12 protein-coding genes and 1 pseudogene are annotated in these 16,981 nt (G+C 44.9%); 7 read left to right on the top strand and 6 right to left on the bottom strand.

Annotated features, from left to right (window positions below; genetic code table 11):
* Window positions 1-17 precede the first annotated feature (17 nt).
* From QTN95_RS16210 to QTN95_RS16200, 3 genes are read right to left on the bottom strand one after another with little or no spacing between them, the layout of a single operon-like run.
* Complete coding sequence (locus tag QTN95_RS16210) at window positions 18-1,928, bottom strand: bifunctional diguanylate cyclase/phosphodiesterase (protein ID WP_331418174.1); 1,911 nt, start codon at window positions 1,926-1,928, stop codon at window positions 18-20.
* A gap of 5 nt (window positions 1,929-1,933) precedes the next feature.
* Window positions 1,934-2,644 (bottom strand): transglutaminase-like cysteine peptidase, encoded by a 711-nt coding sequence (locus QTN95_RS16205; RefSeq protein ID WP_426950829.1) that lies wholly within the window; start codon window positions 2,642-2,644, stop codon window positions 1,934-1,936.
* Complete coding sequence (locus tag QTN95_RS16200) at window positions 2,645-4,036, bottom strand: HlyD family type I secretion periplasmic adaptor subunit (RefSeq protein WP_331418173.1); 1,392 nt, start codon at window positions 4,034-4,036, stop codon at window positions 2,645-2,647. It lies immediately after the preceding gene.
* A gap of 212 nt (window positions 4,037-4,248) precedes the next feature.
* Here QTN95_RS16200 and pdxH point away from each other — a divergent pair, with 212 nt between their 5' ends.
* Window positions 4,249-4,884, top strand: a complete 636-nt coding sequence (gene pdxH / locus QTN95_RS16195) for a pyridoxamine 5'-phosphate oxidase (protein WP_331418172.1) — start codon at window positions 4,249-4,251, stop codon at window positions 4,882-4,884.
* Between the two features lie 14 nt (window positions 4,885-4,898).
* Here the strand turns inward: pdxH and QTN95_RS16190 are convergent.
* From QTN95_RS16190 to QTN95_RS16180, 3 genes and pseudogenes are all read right to left on the bottom strand, one after another.
* A pseudogene (locus QTN95_RS16190) lies at window positions 4,899-5,600 on the bottom strand (helix-turn-helix transcriptional regulator); the annotation flags it as partial.
* Window positions 5,601-5,874: 274 nt separating this feature from the next.
* Entirely contained in the window at window positions 5,875-7,701 is a 1,827-nt protein-coding gene (locus QTN95_RS16185; RefSeq protein WP_331418171.1) for an SUMF1/EgtB/PvdO family nonheme iron enzyme, read from the bottom strand.
* A 141-nt stretch (window positions 7,702-7,842) separates the two neighbouring features.
* Complete coding sequence (locus QTN95_RS16180; RefSeq protein WP_331418170.1) at window positions 7,843-8,940, bottom strand: PEGA domain-containing protein; 1,098 nt, start codon at window positions 8,938-8,940, stop codon at window positions 7,843-7,845.
* 494 nt (window positions 8,941-9,434) lie between these two features.
* Between QTN95_RS16180 and QTN95_RS16175 the strand changes: the two genes are divergently transcribed.
* The 6 genes from QTN95_RS16175 (at window position 9,435) to QTN95_RS16150 (ending at window position 16,815) form a co-directional block, all read left to right on the top strand.
* On the top strand, window positions 9,435-10,250 hold the full coding sequence (locus tag QTN95_RS16175; protein WP_331418169.1) for an AraC family transcriptional regulator: 816 nt from the start codon (window positions 9,435-9,437) through the stop codon (window positions 10,248-10,250).
* A gap of 187 nt (window positions 10,251-10,437) precedes the next feature.
* Window positions 10,438-13,557, top strand: coding sequence for a bifunctional proline dehydrogenase/L-glutamate gamma-semialdehyde dehydrogenase PutA (gene putA, locus QTN95_RS16170; RefSeq protein WP_331418168.1), 3,120 nt, complete (start codon window positions 10,438-10,440; stop codon window positions 13,555-13,557).
* Window positions 13,558-13,581: 24 nt separating this feature from the next.
* Window positions 13,582-14,280, top strand: a complete 699-nt coding sequence (locus tag QTN95_RS16165) for a 1-pyrroline-5-carboxylate dehydrogenase (RefSeq protein ID WP_331418167.1) — start codon at window positions 13,582-13,584, stop codon at window positions 14,278-14,280.
* A gap of 68 nt (window positions 14,281-14,348) precedes the next feature.
* A complete protein-coding gene (gene putP, locus QTN95_RS16160) occupies window positions 14,349-15,836 on the top strand; it encodes a sodium/proline symporter PutP (protein WP_331418166.1) in 1,488 nt (495 codons plus the stop codon).
* Between the two features lie 168 nt (window positions 15,837-16,004).
* Window positions 16,005-16,238: a hypothetical protein gene (locus QTN95_RS16155; protein ID WP_138970882.1), complete on the top strand. Its 234-nt coding sequence runs from the start codon at window positions 16,005-16,007 to the stop codon at window positions 16,236-16,238.
* A 100-nt stretch (window positions 16,239-16,338) separates the two neighbouring features.
* A complete protein-coding gene (locus tag QTN95_RS16150; protein WP_004744557.1) occupies window positions 16,339-16,815 on the top strand; it encodes an Lrp/AsnC family transcriptional regulator in 477 nt (158 codons plus the stop codon).
* Window positions 16,816-16,981: the final 166 nt, after the last annotated feature.

Below are 16,981 nucleotides of genomic sequence, written 5' to 3'. Positions count from 1 at the left end.
GCTATACCTTTATATTGTTATTTATCTACGATAAAGCCTTGGAAGACTTCAATAAAGTGTTCTGATAAGAAATCCAGCTGTGTCTGAGTTTCGACACGCGATGCAATGGTTTTTATCCCCAAGTTATGGGCGGTTCTAGAGATCGAAGTCAGAGTGAACTTCTGTTTCTCATCATCAAGGTGATGCGTGTACAAGTAATCAAGCTTCACATAAGCTGGACGGAATTCATTGATGTAATCCAATGATTGGAAATTACGTCCATAGTTGTCAACACCAAAATCTGCGCCAGCAGCACGGACGGCATTACAGAATAGCGCCGTATGGTGTGGAGAGTTGATAAAGCAGTTTTCTGGAATCTCAAAGTGCAGTAATGACGCGATAGAATTGTGCTTGTTAAGCAGTTGCGTTACCCAGCGAATAAAGCTTGGTTGTGAAATGCTGCTCTGTGCAATGTTGATGGCAATCGGCTCTTCAAACTCTCCAGATTCAAGTCTTTTGACAATAGATTCGATAACGTACTCATCGAACAGATGACTGGCGTTAAGCTGTTCAAGAGCGAAAAGGTATTGGTTTGCACTGTATCGCTCGCCATCTTTCTCAATCGCAGAGAACACTTCTCGGTGGTAAGCCTTACCCCAGCTGTCATTAGCGGCCTGGAAGCGGAAACTGAACCAATCGTTGCTGATGGCCTCTTCCACCAAGTTTTTCCACTGCTGTTTACCCATCAGTCCTTCGCTGCGTTCGCCTGTGACGTAACCATAGCTCAGCTCTGGATTTGATTTTGCATTGGCCAGAGCGTTGTCGAGCATGGTTAACAATTCAGACGAGCTGGTGGAGGCTTTGTTGTAAACAACACCTAACGCCAAGTTAGACGTAGCCATACCAGTTGGGTCGGCATTAATATCTTGGACATAAGTAACGATACTTTCTGCGATGAGTTTGAGATCGGGTTCTTCGGTATTCGGTAAGATGAAACCAAACTCTTCCGTAGAGATACGCGCGATTGTCACATTTGGTGAAGAGAGAGAAACTTTAAGATGATCGGCTAACTCACGAACCATGCCATCACCTGCTTCGTAGCCTTTGTCATCATACAATTCGCGGATAAAACTCGCTTCTAAAATCGCCACACCACCAATACCCCCTTCACCAATCCAAGAATTAAGTTGGCTCATATAGTATGCGCGGTTACCCAGTTGTGAAACTGGGTCGATATAGGCGCGTTCACGCAGTTGTTGTGCTTCTTTTGCTTGAGCTTGGAAGGACTTTTCAAGTTGTGCCGACATGCTGTTGATACCATCGACAACATAGATGAGATCTTGGGTTGCAGGTCTTGGTAGCGGCTCGCCAAACTGGTTTTTAGCAACCTGTTCCATCTTATTGACGATAAGTTGAAGAGGGCGCAGCGCACGCTTGAGGATGAATGAGATAGAGAACAAGCCAATGAGCATGATGATACAGAATGCGATCACTAGACGCTCAAATGCAAGCCATAGCTGGGTGTAGGCTTCCCCAGGGTGACTCACAATCTCAACTTCGGCAAGTTGCATCCAGCCACTGGTCACGACTCGACGATCATGGATCTTCTCAAACAAGTTAAGGTTAGTAAACCACTTAGGCACATTGTTTGGTTTGATCGGATATGAACGGAGTATTTCATCGCCAGTGTCTAGGAAGATCAGGCGCACAATCGAATAGCTACTGCCATCGAAAAGCGCATTGATTACTGATTCAACGGCCACTTGGTCCTTGTCTTCCAAATAGGGAGCTAAAGCCAACCCCACGGTATTGATGGTGTTGTTCACCTCAGAGCGTTGTTGTTGAATGAGGTTACTTCGTGTTGTGTTGAATTCGATGATAAACACCGAAATCAATAACATCAAAATCACCGCAATCATGCCCGCGACAAGTTGTTTATATAACGTCATATTGCCTACTCATCATAGTTAACTATGGGTTTATTAAGTTTGAGCGATTTCTCGCGAGCACGTAGGTCATTCCATAGGCTTAACCTCGATGATTCCCCCGCGAGTTGTCCGTTTTTCGACTTCATTAACCACAAGTTCTTACCGTTAAAACTGTAGATAGGTAACAGATCTCGTCGCGTTGAAGCTGGTTTTATTTCTGGGTTGATATTGTCTAACAGTATGGGCTCTGCACTTGGCTTTGAGTAGTAGGCGAGCACCATATGGAATTGATTCAGTTCGATAGCTTTTACGTACACTAAGCGTAATTTTTTGTCGGAAACGCCAAGTTCTAGCAGGGAGAAATATTTAGCGATGGTAAAGTCTTCACAATCCCCCGCATTACTGCCAAGAAATTCGAGGGGTGTTGCCCAATAATCATTTTGTCCCCACAAGTTAATGTCATTGACAAAATTGAGTTGGTTGAAGAAATTGTTGACCTTAGTCAGTTTCTGACGCTCAGACAGCGATTTGTATTGAGACATCTCTTTGCGCCATGTCTCAACGCGTCTCCCTGCGCGCTCGCCGTAAGTTTTACGCACAGCATCAATCCAACGTTGCTCTTGAGTGTTAAGAGCAAACGAGGTGGTTGATGCCAGCAAAAGTAGTGTGACTACTAATGCTGACTTCAATATGAAGCGAGCTTTCAAGCGTGCATCCCTACGTAATTGACCATACATCTATTCCTTTAGCGCGTTGTTTTGGGCGCTGAGTATCGGCTTGAGCAGATATTCAAGGATGGTGCGTTTACCAGTAATAATGTCTACCGAAGCCGTCATACCAGGTATGATTGGCAAGGTGTTATCTTTGTCAAGACTGGTTTCTTTAGTACGAATACGAACCAGATAAAAGCTGTTGCCCTCTTCATCAGTGGTGGTATCTGCACTGATGTGTTCCAAGGTGCCTTCTAGACCACCGTATTTAGTGAAATCATACGCACTAAACTTAACGATGGTGTGTAACTCTGGACGTAGAAACGCAATATCTTGGGGAGCAATCTTTGCTTCAACCAGCAAGGTATCTTCGCTCGGGACAATTTCAACAATATCCATACCTGGTTGAATAACGCCACCGACAGTATTGACGTTGAGTGTTTTTACTGTACCCGTGACAGGTGAGGTCACGACTGTACGGTTTACTCTATCTTCAAGTCCAACCGTTGACTCCGTCATCGACGATAACTTGTCTTGTGCTTGGTTGAGTTTTTCTTGTTGCTCAGAGCGGAACTTCTGCGCAGCGTCGATGCGGCTCAACATCGCTTCTCGAATTGCTGATTTAAGCACCGGCATTTTTAGCTCACTTGAAGTTAACTCACGTTGAGTATCGTTGACTTGGCGTTGAAGCTTGAGCAACTCAATACGCGGTACAACCCCTTCATCCGCGAGAGGCTGGGTAATTTCCAGCTCTTTTTTTGCAAAGCGGTAGCTTTCACGCAGGTTTTTAATTCGTGCCTGAATTTCAACCAGATCCTGTTGTTTCTGCTTTACCTGTTGGTCAATCAGTGAGATTTGGTTACGAAGATTATTAAGATCTTGGCGATATTCAGCGCGCTGACGTGCAACTAAGTCTGGTTGCAGTTCACTTAAAGTGGGTGGGAAAGCAAGTTTATTAAAATTCAATTGGACGTTTTTTTGCCAATTATTTTCGTTGAACTCCTCATCGATATCGACACTGGTGATTGAGGCTGAAAGTTGCAGAACGCTTGCGGTTAAGTTGGCAACCTGTTGCTCTCGTTCACGGTAGTCTGAGCGGAATCGAGTATCATCGATAAGCAATAGCTGCTGACCTTTCTCAACCGTTTGTCCTTCGCGAACCAAGATCTCTTTTACCAGACCTCCTTCAAGGTTTTGTACGACCTGAACTTGTGATGATGGCACAACTTTGCCTTGACCGACGGTCACTTTATCGATCTCTGCCCATGATGCCCATAGAATGGCAAACACGAAAAAGACCACCATTACCCACAGCATGATGCGAGCGCTGCTTGGCGTATTTAGCAATAGAGCGGCTGTTTTATCGTCAACGTAATCCAGCTCGTCAGGAGTAAGCTTGTTGTAACTGCTCTTACTCATTGGTGATCCTTGTAAAATGGTGTTATTTGATTGATTTTATTATTCATTGCCTAAAATGTTAAGGATTTGCTGTCAGTTTTGTTCCCCTAATTGATATATAGCGATGTTTTAATAGCTAGTTTGTATAGAGTGTAGCGTTATCCATCGTGCTAGGCTTGAGTTCTTGTAATTAAGGGCGCACAATCGACAAAAAAATTCGCCAAGGAGAAAAGATGGAACTTGAAGATATTCGCCGTGAGTACACCAAAGGTGGCTTGCGCAGAAAAGACTTGCTAGCGGACCCGATTGCCCAATTCGATTTATGGCTTCAGCAAGCGATCGACGCTAAGCTGACTGATCCAACGGCAATGACGGTCGCAACGGTGGATGCATCAGGGCAACCTTTCCAACGAATTGTGTTACTAAAAGATGTCAATCAAGATGGTTTCGTTTTTTATACCAACCTTGGTAGCCGTAAAGCCCAGCAGATTGAAGCGAACGCAAAAGTTAGCCTGCATTTCCCTTGGCATCCTCTCGAGCGTCAAGTGCATATTACGGGTGTGGCTGAAAAGCTATCTGCTGTCGAAAACATGAAGTACTTCTCTTCTCGTCCCAAAGCAAGTCAGTTGGCGGCAATCGCCAGTAAGCAAAGTAGCCGTATTAGTGCTCGTGGCGTGTTAGAAGGTAAGTTTCTAGAGCTCAAACAAAAGTTTGAAAAAGGCGAAATCCCTGTACCGAGTTTCTGGGGCGGATTTCGAATTAAGCCGCAAAGTATCGAATTTTGGCAGGGCGGTGAGCATCGCCTTCACGACCGCTTCTTGTTTTCAAAACAAGCTGAAGAGTGGCATATTGACCGCTTAGCACCATAAAAAAATACGCCGCTTTATGCGGCGTATTCATTATCTAGGGCGACAGACAGCTGTCTTTTTAATAGCGTCTTAGGTATGTGAGACCCATATCCCTGCTCTAAAGCCATATCGATCAATTGTGCTTTAGAGTGAGCGCCAAACTTTACTCGCAGTCTCGCGACATAGCTTTCTAATGTCTTTATCGAGATGTTCATGATTGTGGCGATGTAGTGGGGTTTCTTACCATAGAGCAGTAAAAACAGCGCTTCTGATTCTCGGTTAGTCAGTTTGAGATCAAAGCGTGTTGTCGTCGGTGTTTCAGCTATAAGATTACTTTCAGGCGGTAAACCTGTCGCGCGACATATCCAGTGACCCACTTCTAGAATTGCGGTATCAGACAACTCTTGCCCATAAAAAATGGTCCCTTGAATCTTTTCTGAATCATCTAGCCATGGGATTTTGGTAAATAAATGCGCACGCCAACTGCCATCTGGGTATGGGTGAATATCGAGAACTCTCAAGGACGTATTGTTTTCAATGACATACCGATCTTGTTTAACAAAATCAGCAGCGCAGTGAGATGTGGGACTGGGCATTTGAAAGTCGGTAAGGCCAATACAATCTTGTGGCTTCTCGAAACCGATCAGTTTGGCATAAGCAGTGTTAGCATAAACAAAGACAGAGTTGAGGTCTTTGCATCCCCAGAAACCGGGGAGTTGACGGAATAAAGAGACTTGCTACTCGTTCACTTAAAAAAACTTCTTACTAAACAGAGTGAGTATGATACCAAAGTCACATGTGCTGTACGATAAAAAATGCCAGGCACCGTAGGATGACTGGCAAACACAAGATAAATCTTGTCGACGTGTAGAAGAGGTTCTATGCACTCAGTAAATTACTGAGCATAGACATATCAATTGATACCGAGGAGGATGGATAAATCCCACTCGGTAATGATTGTATCTGAAGAGAATAAGATAAAAAGGGGGGAAATCCCCCCCCCTAATATAACTAGTTAATGTCTCTAACGACTCGGAAACCTAAGTAGTTAGCGGCAGAGAATGGTGAAAGGTATAGCTGCTTGTCTGCTGCAGCCATATCTGGTGAGAAGTTCCACGCACCGCCTTTAGCAATACCTCTCGGGCTGCTTGTCCACTGCCAAACATTGCCGACCGCATCATAAACGCCTAACTGATTAGGTTTGAAAGCGCTAACGGGCGCAGTGCTTTGGTTTGACCAAGGAGTGCCACTCCAGCCAGTGTTTGCTTCACCTGGTGCAAATTCATTACCCCACCAGTATTTATCTTGGCTGCCAGCACGTGCCGCAATTTCCCACTCTTCTTCTGTTGGTAGGCGGTAAGAAGCGCCGGTCTGCTTACGCAACCAATTAGTGTAAGAGACGGCATCGTTTTGGCTCACACACACAACCGGTGAATTAGGCGATTGTTTGAACCCAGGATCTCGCCAACTGCTGTTTGGAATTGGTGTTACTTCGCCTTGAGCTAGCGTGGTACAGGTGTTTTTTAGCTCGGCATCGGTTTGGTAATTGGTTTGTTCAACGAAGGTTGCAAATTGACTGACGGTGACAGGTGTCGCGCCAATACCGAAAGCATGATCAAGTGAAACTTGGTTAGAAGCCTTCTCTCCAGTGTAGTAAATACCTTGGAGAATGGTGATCAATTCCGGTGCGTGACCGCTGCTTGCCAAGCCATCAGCAAATTTAGCACCAGCGCGTAGCGGGTTGGCTTTTTCAGTCAGTACCGCACGTAAAGACGTATCCGCGTTAACGGAAAGTTGTTGGCTGTATGACTTGTAGCCTTCTTTCTCAATCGTAATGTCGTGGATACCTATTGGTAGCATGATTTCTACAGGAGTACTGCCATAAGAAACGCCATCGATCGTTACGCTGTCGTTGTATTGGTTAGAGCGAATAGCGAGTGTGACCCAAGCGATCTCTTGGTCATCTTGGAACTGCTGATTTCCTGCTGCTCCAGGCGCAAAACAGTATTGACTATCGATTTGCAGAAGCTCACAGGCTACTTTTGCTTTAGGACGAGCCTCAAGCTCTACATCCATTAGTGTTCGGTAACGAATACCATCGTAGAAGCCCTGTTCGGTGGTAATGTGTTTGACAACGTGGATGTTAAGAGCGACATCATTGATGTTGCGCTTGACCAGTGAACTTTCGCTGGTTTGTTCAACAATCTCACCGCGAAATTGCTTAACCGCTTTCTGCAAAGCTAGCTCTTTGGTTTGCTGATCACATTGCGCCAAAGTTAAAGAGGCTTGGCAGCGGTTAGTGAAACTGACCGAAATTTTCTGTGGCTGTTCCAGTTCAAGTTTGAGCTGTTCGACTCTGGCACGAAGTTTTTGTTCGTCCAATTCTGCAATAGCAAGCTTAATTGCATCGGCTTCTGCTTTACGAGTAGCGAGATTCGCTCGCTCTTCCTCAAGCTTTTGTTCAGCGTCAAGACGTGCCTTTTGATTTTGCTTCACTGACGACCAAGCATCTTGATAGGCCTTCTGAGATGCAGCTAGGTCAACATTGGGATCATCAATCATACGTTGATAATCCATTTCAAGCTTATTCTTGGCACTCGCAAACGACTTATCAAGGGATTTGGCCGTTTGTTGCAGAGACTTTAATTCGGCTTGCTGCTTATTAAACAGAGCTTGCTGCTCGTCTGAGGCTTTTTGTGCAGACGTTAACTCATCGTGTTTGCTAAAAAGCTTATCGTCGATCTGAATGACCGACATGTTCGCTTCCTGTGCGGAAGCGGGAGATATAAGCAAACAAGGAGATAATGCTAATAAAAGGATTGATAAACCTGGACGCATCGTCTTTCTTCTACATCTAATTATTGATTAATTGGGTATTTTAAACGAAAACGCCATCTTGTCTTAAGTTATCTGTTGATAACTTAGGGTCAAAATGGCGTTTTAGCTCATCTTTGTGAATCCGGTAGGTTTTTTTAGCCGTTATCCATTTGGACGTAGCTTAACCCAAACAGTGTCATTTGCATTGACAGTGATCACGCGATTGTATGTCTGAAAACCATTTTTCGACACTGTAACTTGATGTTGGCCACGTGGTAGAACAACTTCTACTGGCGTGCTGCCATAGTTAATGCCATTGATAACTACGGAATCATCATATTGATCTGAACGAACGGTCACATTCACCCAGTTCTTGTCTTTCTTAGCGGTTTTCTCTTCTTCACTGCCTTTTAGACAGTAACGAGTTGAAACGTTAAGTAGTTTACAAGCCGCGGAGGCCTCTGGACGCGCCTGCAATTGCAATTGCAATTGAGTGAAGTAGCTATTGTTGCCTTCAAAACCAGAGCGGATGAGCTGGCTCTCTTGAACATGAACTTTCAACTGAACGCCTTTGGCATTTTGCTTTGCTAGGTTTGACTCCGTCAAACGATCCATCAGTTTTGCTTTGAACGCTTTGACGGCTTTCTGTTTAGTCAGGTATTGACCCTGGCTAGCACACTCGCCCAAAGTCATGGTCGATGAACAAGTTGTTTTGTAACTTGTTTCGAGTACATCACTTTCGCGTAGCTCAGCAGAAATACGTTTTACACGCGCTTCCACTTTCTGCTCTTGTAAGTAAGAAAGCTCAGAAGTTAGACGGGCTTGCTTCTGTTTTACTTGTGAGAGGCGCATTTCACTTTCAGTTATCGCTTGTTGGTTTTCCAATAGTGCAGACTGGTTATCTTTCACTTCAGTCCACACATCTAGGTAAGCTTTCTGGAATGAAACTAGGTCAATATCTGGATCATCTAAAAGACGGTTATACTGTTTGTCCAGAGCTGACTTAGTGCGATTGCGCTTTGCATTGAGCTCTTCCTCATTGCGTTTCAGCTTAGTTCTATCATTCTGAAGTTGCTGGAGACGATCAGCTTCAGAGTTAAACTCCGCAGCCATCGTGCCCATTTCTGCTTCTTTATTTTCTAACTTAACTTCGATTTCAGAAACAGGGTCACCCTGTACATTTTCTTCTGCGAAAATCGAAGTCGAAACCCAAAGAGGGCTTAGCGCAAGCAAAAGCGCTGGCATGCGACGTATGATCATAAGTCCCTGCAACAATTAACGTTTAATAACCAATAAAAAATAGTCAAACATAGTGCATATCAATCAAATAGTGCACTTTATATAGAAAAAAAGACAAACTTTTGACAGTCCATTGCAAAGGTGCCTTGAAAAGGTCTATTTCTTCCTTCTATTCACACTAAATAATAGAGCGAATTACCTAAGCTTATCATAAATCGAGATAAACTTAGGTGGTACATCATCCATTTTGGGCTGATTGAAGAAATATGCAAGTAAAGATTCTCGATCAGGAATAACGAAAATCGATAGAAGTGACATAAGCCGTAATTTATGTGCACTTGATCATTCTTCCAGTACGACAAATGACCAGATTTTCAGCAGTTCGCCCCGATCATTTTCTGTTTGTTGACGATGGTAAATGCAACCATTTTTATAATCAAACAATTCAATTTTCGAGTTGCGTCACTTCTGGTATATCATGGCTTATCGAACATGTAATTTGACTGTGTGTCTCTATGTCATCATCCAATAAGCCGCTAAGTGAATCATCCACTGCCAAAGAATTGTCACCAAAACCAGCTCAATTGGTTACGTTGCCTTCGTATATGGAATGTCACGTGCACGACTATACTCAGGTGGTGATCGGTTTACGTGGTCAAGCGGAGTTTGAAGTTGGTGGCTACGGCAATATGGTCGGTCCTGGGCAAGGTTGCGTCGTGACATCCGGTTCAGGGCACGCATTCGGTGGTGTCGTCGGTCAATCTGATATTCTGGTACTCAATATGCCGGTTGCTTCGCAATCTGACGCTTTGATGATGCAGCGTCTTAACGAGCTTAACCAGAAAGAGACGTACTTTCAGCTCAACACTCAAATCCAGAAGCTTATCCAGATGTTAGTGGCTGAGATGCATTCTAGCCCAGATGACTTGCTGCTCAGTCGAGCTTGCAGTGATACGGTTGTGGCTTTATTACAGCGCCATATGTCGGCCTTTGAAGCGAGTCGTAAAGAATCGCGCTTCGATCTTGAAGCGATAGATCGCTATATCGAGCAGCACATGAAGCAGAGAATCTCAGTGATGCAGCTCGCAGGCAGTGTGTTCTTAGGTGAGAGTCAGTTTCACTCCTTGTTTAAAGAACAGATGGGGATTACACCTCATCAGTATGTGCTGGGCAAGCGAATCGACATGGCGAAGCAGCTAATAGAGCAGGGCAATCTCACTTTGGGACAGGTAGCTGAGTTCACCGGATTTTCAGGTCAAAGCACCTTTACTCATACTTTTTCCCGTCTCCAAGGTATTTCACCTTCTCAGTACAAGAAACGATTTGGTTAAATAAGCTAATGTAAACGGTATAAAGTTTTACTTAATTGAGTGTGACTCTGTTTTTGTTTTGTTAATATTCAGAGTTTTTAGCAAAAAACTCGGAGTTTTTGACAAGTATTCTTCTCAAGCTCAAAATACACTGCATGCCATTGTAGAAAACCTGAAATGATTTCAGGTGTGAGATTGAGGAAAACGCATGTTTATAGCGAGTAATGTGTTAAACGCTGAGTTTGTCGAGCAGCCGCTTGATAAACTTTGGTCGTTGATCTCGCCACTTTATATGGTGGACGAATCACAATGGCTTAAGCAACTACTGCCATTAGCAACACCCACTGAGTCAGAGAAAGAGCAGATTGCCATCAAAACGACGGATTTGATCAATACGATTCGTGCTGACAAAAAGTCCATTCAGATGATTGACGCTCTGTTACTGGAGTATAGCCTTGATACTCAAGAAGGTATTCTGCTGATGTGTCTTGCTGAGGCTTTGATGCGTATTCCTGACGCTGCGACAGCCGATGCTTTAATCCGTGACAAGCTCACTGTGGCAGATTGGAAATCACACCTGAAAAATTCTGATTCCGTGTTTGTTAATGCGTCTACATGGGGCTTAATGCTCACAGGTAAAGTTGTTGGCCTTTCTGATAGCGAATCTCAAAGTCCGGTAAGCGCGGTTAACCGACTAGTCAACAAGATGTCTGAGCCTGTGATCCGTAAGGCGATGCATCAGGCAATGAAAGTCATGGGACACCAGTTTGTACTTGGCCGTACCATTGCCGAGGCTCAAAAAAACGGTCGTCACATGCGTGATAAGGGCTTCACTTACTCTTATGATATGCTAGGCGAAGCGGCACTTACCACCGCTGACGCAAATAAGTACTTCAAAGATTACTTAATGGCAATCGAAGCGGTAGGCCGTGATGACTATGCTGCAGATGTGAGTCCAGCGCCTTCTGTGTCGATTAAGCTTTCAGCACTTCATCCTCGCTATGAGGTTGCGAATGAACAACGTGTTCTGACAGAACTTTACGATACCTTACAGCAATTGCTGCGTCGAGCGGTTGAGCTTGACGTCGCGATTACCATTGATGCTGAAGAAGCAGACCGCCTAGAGCTGTCCCTCAAATTGTTCGAAAAAGTGTACCGAAGTGAATTGGTCAAGGGCTGGGGTAAGTTTGGTCTAGTGGTGCAGGCTTACTCTAAGCGAGCGCTTCCTGTTTTGGTTTGGCTAAATGGCTTAGCGAAGCAGCAGGGAGATATGATTCCTCTGCGTCTTGTAAAAGGTGCTTACTGGGATAGTGAGATCAAATGGTCACAGCAGGCTGGTTATACTAACTACCCTGTTTATACGCGCAAAGAAGCGACAGATGTGGCTTACTTAGCTTGTGCTCGATTCCTTTTGAGTCAACATGTTCGTGGTAATATTTTCCCGCAATTTGCTAGCCACAATGCTCAGACAGTCACATCGATTGCAGTGATGGCTCAGCATAAAGATTTCGAATTCCAGCGTCTGCATGGCATGGGCGATTCGCTGTACAACCATGCGATGTCGGCCTACCAACAATCCGTGCGCATTTATGCACCGGTTGGTAGCCACAAAGATCTGTTGCCATATCTTGTTCGCCGCTTACTGGAAAATGGTGCAAACAGCTCATTTGTTCATCGCTTGGTCGATGCTCGTTGCCCTGTTGAAACACTGACACAGCATCCAGTAGATATGCTTAATGCGTTTGATTCTTTCTACAACACAAGCATTCCTCTTCCAACCAACGTGTTTAACGAGCGCAAGAACTCTTTGGGTATCAACATTGATATCGAGAGCGAAGCTAAGCCGTTTGAATATGAAGTAGAGAGTTTTCTAAGTAAGCAGTGGCTAGCGGGTCCGATCATCAATGGCAACATGTTTGCCGAAAGCATGATCAAGGAAAACATCAACACTGAACAAGTCACCGCTCCTTACGACCGTCGTATTCAAGTAGGTCAGGTTGCGTTCGCTACGCTTGAGCATGTTTCGGCAGCGATTGAAGGTGCTGAGCAGGCCTTCCCTGCATGGCAAGCATCACCAAAAGCTCAGCGAGCAGAGAAGCTAGAGGCTCTCGCTGATCTGTTGGAAGAGAATCTCGCAGAGCTTGTCGCGATTTGTCACCAGGAAGCAGGTAAAACGATTCATGACAGTATCGATGAAGTGCGTGAAGCGGTTGATTTCTGTCGTTACTACGCTAAGCAAGTGGACGCGTTAGGTGAACTAACCATTAATGGTTTTGATGGGCAGATTCGTCAAGTGTCTCGTCAAGGTCGTGGTGTTTTCGTTTGTATTAGCCCTTGGAACTTCCCTCTGGCCATTTTCCTTGGCCAAGTGACAGCCGCTTTGGTTGCAGGAAATACAGTCGTGGCAAAACCAGCAGAACAGACCAGCTTAATCGCGGCTCGTGCGGTTGAACTGATGCTCGACGCAGGATTCCCAGCAGGGACGATTCAGCTATTAACAGGCCGTGGCGCTGAAATTGGCTCGGCTCTGACGTCACACCCAGCCATCGCAGGTGTCGCTTTCACTGGTTCAACAGCGACGGCGCAGCGCATTAACCAAACATTAGCAGAACGTGACGCCGCTCCAGTGCCTTTGATTGCGGAGACGGGTGGTCAGAACGCAATGATTGTTGACAGTACAGCATTACCTGAGCAAGTGGTGAGAGATGTGATTCGCTCTGCGTTTGCCTCTGCGGGTCAGCGTTGTAGTGCACTGCGTGTTCTATACGTTCAAGAAGATATTGCTGATCGCATTGTTGCTCTGATCCAGGGGGCGATGGAGGAGTTAAGCGTTGGTAAACCTTATCTTCATTCGACAGATGTTGGTCCGGTTATCGACGTCAATGCGAAGAGCAAGTTGTTAAAGCATATCGAGTTTATGACTGAAACAGAGAAAAAAGTCGCTCAACTGGTGCTTACGGATGAGCATGAAAACGGTGACTTCGTTGCTCCTTCAGCCTTTGAAATCCGTGATATTTCTTGTCTTAAAGAAGAACAGTTTGGCCCGATCTTGCACATCGTTCGATTCAAAGCAAGTGAGCTCACTCAGGTGGTTGAGCAGATAAACAATACCGGTTTTGGCCTAACCATGGGTATCCATAGCCGAAATGAAACCACTTACCGCTGGATTGAAAAACATGCTCGTGTTGGCAACTGCTACATCAACCGTGATCAAGTTGGCGCGGTGGTAGGAGTGCAGCCATTTGGTGGTCAAGGCCTATCAGGTACTGGACCAAAAGCGGGTGGTCCACACTATCTTTACCGTTTTACGCAAACACAGTTTTGTTAATCGAGTGAGCAAGGAGAAGTAATTATGGTTCATCAAGTAACTCGTTTTTCTGACGCTTTCTCTGCTTGGGAAAACTGGAATTTAACTAATTTTGATTCTAAAAGTGAGTGCCTACTCGCTTTTAAACAGGCTTTACAACAAGTTCAGCCTGAGTTGGCTTCGGTCGTTTCGTACCATATTGATCAAGCGTCGGCATTAATTGCTGATACCCATAGTCTGGCCGGCCCTACAGGCGAAACCAACGAACTTTACACCGCGGGTCGTGGTGTGGCTCTTGTTATTCAGGATGATGTTCAAGAGCAAGCGAAGCTATCCGTCGTTGCGCAACTAACGGCTGCGCTGATCGCGGGTAATAGTGTCATCTTATGCAGTGATGATGCGGAGCTTTGCCAAGTATTAGAGGCTGCCTATGTTCAGTCTTCACTTCCAACTCACCTTGTCCAGTTTGCCGCATATGATGCTTATCATCAGTTGCTCGAGTCGGACGTGCGAAGCATTGGTTATGTTGGAAGTCCAGAGGTGGAAAGGACGATTAACCGCCAACTGGCTAAACGTTCGGGCGCAATTGTAAGCCTGACGTCTGAAACGGATCTTGTGAGCATTCCTGTTGCCCACGATCCTCATTTGGCGCTCCGTTTTATTACTGAGCGTACAAGAACAATAAATATAACAGCAGTGGGTGGCAATGCGACCTTGCTAGAGCTCGGAAACGAAGCCCACTAAACTTCATTGATTTGCCCTCGTATTGAGGGCATTCAGGGAAGGCGATCTTTCAAAAGAGGACAAATCACATGGAAAATAGCTTTGCTATTACAACCACGTTTATTGCGTATCTGGTGTTGATGCTTGCCATTGGTGTCATCGCATACCAGCGTACAAAAAATTCAAGCGACTACTTTCTTGGTGGTCGTTCATTAGGCCCTTGGCCGGCGGCGCTTTCTGCAGGTGCATCGGATATGAGTGGTTGGCTTCTGCTTGGTCTGCCGGGTTATGCGTACGCAGCAGGCATCGAAGCATTTTGGCTAGCGGGCGGTCTACTGGTAGGCACATGGTTGAACTGGTTAATTAATGCTAAACGTCTTCGTACTTACAGTATCACGACTGACGCACTGACTTTACCAGAATTTCTATCTCGTCGTTTTAACGATAAATCTAAACTGATTCAGGTTATTTCTGCTTTCTTTATTCTTTTATTCTTCCTTTTCTACACCAGTTCAGGCTTGGTTGCAGGCGGAAAATTATTTGAAACAGTCTTTGGCCTGGATTACTCCACGGCAGTAATCATTGGCACCGTTTGCGTCGTCTCTTACACGTTATTCGGTGGCTTCCTGGCGGTATCTTGGACTGACTTAGTGCAAGGTCTGCTGATGGCAGCGGCACTGATGATCGTTCCAATTACTGCGTTGGAAGGTGGTTTCGGTCAGCTTGGCAATGATCTTGCCGCGATTAACCCTGAGCTATTAACGCTATGGAATGACTCTAAAGGTGAACCGCTTTCTGCGATTGCGATTATCTCTCTGGTGGCTTGGGGCCTAGGTTACTTTGGTCAGCCACATATCCTGGCGCGTTTCAAAGCATCTCGCTCAAATAAAGATCTGACAACGGCTCGTCGTATTGCGGTGATCTGGACTGCGCTATCAATGGCAGGTGCGATTCTAGTAGGTCTAGTTGGCTTAGTCTATGTGACAAACTCTGGTGTAAGCATTGATGATGGCGAAAAGATCTTTATGCTTCTGGTGAACTCTCTGTTCCACCCTGTTATTGCCGGTATCCTACTTGCTGCAATTCTAGCTGCGGTAATGAGTACTGCGGATTCTCAGTTACTGGTTTCCTCTTCAGCGTTGGCAGAAGATTTTTACAAGCAAGTGTTTAAGAAAGACGCGAGCTCAGAAGAGATTGTTATGGTTGGTCGTATTGCCGTCGTTGGCATCTCAGTTGTTGCGCTAGTTTTAGCGATGACACCTGACAGCTCAGTGCTTGGCTTGGTTTCTTACGCATGGGCTGGTTTTGGTGCTGCATTTGGTCCTGCGCTAATCCTTAGCCTTTACTGGGAAAGAATGAACCGCAATGGTGCACTTGCGGGTATTGTGGTTGGCGGTGTGACTATCGTTATTTGGAAGCAGTTATCAGGTGGCTGGTTCGACGTGTATGAAATAGTCCCTGGTATCATTTTCTCGACTCTTGCTATTGTTGGTGTAAGTTTAACGACTGGCGAGCCGGAAGAGGCTGTGAAAGCGCAGCACAACACGTTCAAAAAGCACTTAGCTGAACTGGACTAATTGATATTGGTTCGAGTGAAAAGCCCCTAAATTTAGGGGCTTTTTTGTTGTTTATTGACTATTTATTGAACTTGTCTCACGTTTTCTAAACTAATGTTTGAGTTTAATGAACTCTAGGTTTCAAAATATGTCAGTTATCAATAACGCTAACACTTAGGACGAACGGAAATGCCTCACATGTACTGCCATTGTTGTGATAAAAAAACGGCACATAAAATTGTCATGAAGCGTTGTGAGACGCAGAATAACTCGGTAGTTAAAAATATGGCGAACTTCTTTGCCACCGTTTTCCAAGGTGACCACTATGTAAAAATGGAAAAGCAGGCCTTTTGCAGGGTCTGCAATAGCCAAACAGAAGTTGTGACCGCACAAGACGCTTTTTCTGACGCAAAAATCGCATAACCTTCACATAATTTATCGCTAACTCAATGATCGCTATCTGTGGCTCGGTGCTTTTGTTTTAGAATACCTTCAGCATCTATAACAACTTAATGAGCCGTTAATGGATTTAGATAGAATTGATCGCGAGATCCTGCGCGCCTTGAATCTTAAAGGCCGACTTCCTATTGTTGAACTCGCCAAGCAAGTTAACTTAACCACCTCTCCTTGTTCTGATCGGGTAAAAAGATTGGAGAAAGAAGGTTATATTACGGGCTACCATGCTGAGCTAAATCCAGAAAAGCTGGGCTTGGATGTACAAGTGTTCATTCATATTCGTTTGGATCAAACCAGTTTTTCAATATTTGAAAAGTTTGCTCAAGCTGTGGCGGATATGCCGGAAATTGAAGAGTGTTATTCGCTATCAGGTGACTTCGATACCATGATTAAGGTGCGTGTCAAGGATATGAAAGCGTACCAGAACTTTATGTCGACCAAATTAGGAACCTTGCCCGGCGTGATACAAACTCGCAGTGAAGTGGTTATTGAAGAGCATAAGACCAGCTTTGGCGTTAATGCAGATCTCATATCGAAACTATAAAAAAGGAAGCTTACCGCTTAATGCCGATCAGTTAAGAGATAAATGATCGGTTGAACGATCCTGCAGATAGCTTATAAAGGCTCTAAGTTTCTATAACTTTGAGCCTTTTATTTTGCAATTAACTACAGCCCTAACACTCGCCAATCGTTATGCCCCCAATACTGAA

It is taken from the genome of Vibrio sp. M260112, assembly GCF_036533775.1.
Taxonomy (GTDB): domain Bacteria; phylum Pseudomonadota; class Gammaproteobacteria; order Enterobacterales; family Vibrionaceae; genus Vibrio.
This window is presented reverse-complemented; position numbering and strand designations above follow the sequence as displayed.

Coding starts and splice junctions, on each gene's coding strand:
- QTN95_RS16210 (WP_331418174.1), bottom strand. CDS start 1,928: ATGACGTTATATAAACAACTTGTCGCGGGCATGATTGCGGTGATTTTG.
- QTN95_RS16205 (WP_426950829.1), bottom strand. CDS start 2,644: ATGTATGGTCAATTACGTAGGGATGCACGCTTGAAAGCTCGCTTCATA.
- QTN95_RS16200 (WP_331418173.1), bottom strand. CDS start 4,036: ATGAGTAAGAGCAGTTACAACAAGCTTACTCCTGACGAGCTGGATTAC.
- pdxH (WP_331418172.1), top strand. CDS start 4,249: ATGGAACTTGAAGATATTCGCCGTGAGTACACCAAAGGTGGCTTGCGC.
- QTN95_RS16185 (WP_331418171.1), bottom strand. CDS start 7,701: ATGCGTCCAGGTTTATCAATCCTTTTATTAGCATTATCTCCTTGTTTG.
- QTN95_RS16180 (WP_331418170.1), bottom strand. CDS start 8,940: ATGATCATACGTCGCATGCCAGCGCTTTTGCTTGCGCTAAGCCCTCTT.
- QTN95_RS16175 (WP_331418169.1), top strand. CDS start 9,435: ATGTCATCATCCAATAAGCCGCTAAGTGAATCATCCACTGCCAAAGAA.
- putA (WP_331418168.1), top strand. CDS start 10,438: ATGTTTATAGCGAGTAATGTGTTAAACGCTGAGTTTGTCGAGCAGCCG.
- QTN95_RS16165 (WP_331418167.1), top strand. CDS start 13,582: ATGGTTCATCAAGTAACTCGTTTTTCTGACGCTTTCTCTGCTTGGGAA.
- putP (WP_331418166.1), top strand. CDS start 14,349: ATGGAAAATAGCTTTGCTATTACAACCACGTTTATTGCGTATCTGGTG.
- QTN95_RS16155 (WP_138970882.1), top strand. CDS start 16,005: ATGCCTCACATGTACTGCCATTGTTGTGATAAAAAAACGGCACATAAA.
- QTN95_RS16150 (WP_004744557.1), top strand. CDS start 16,339: ATGGATTTAGATAGAATTGATCGCGAGATCCTGCGCGCCTTGAATCTT.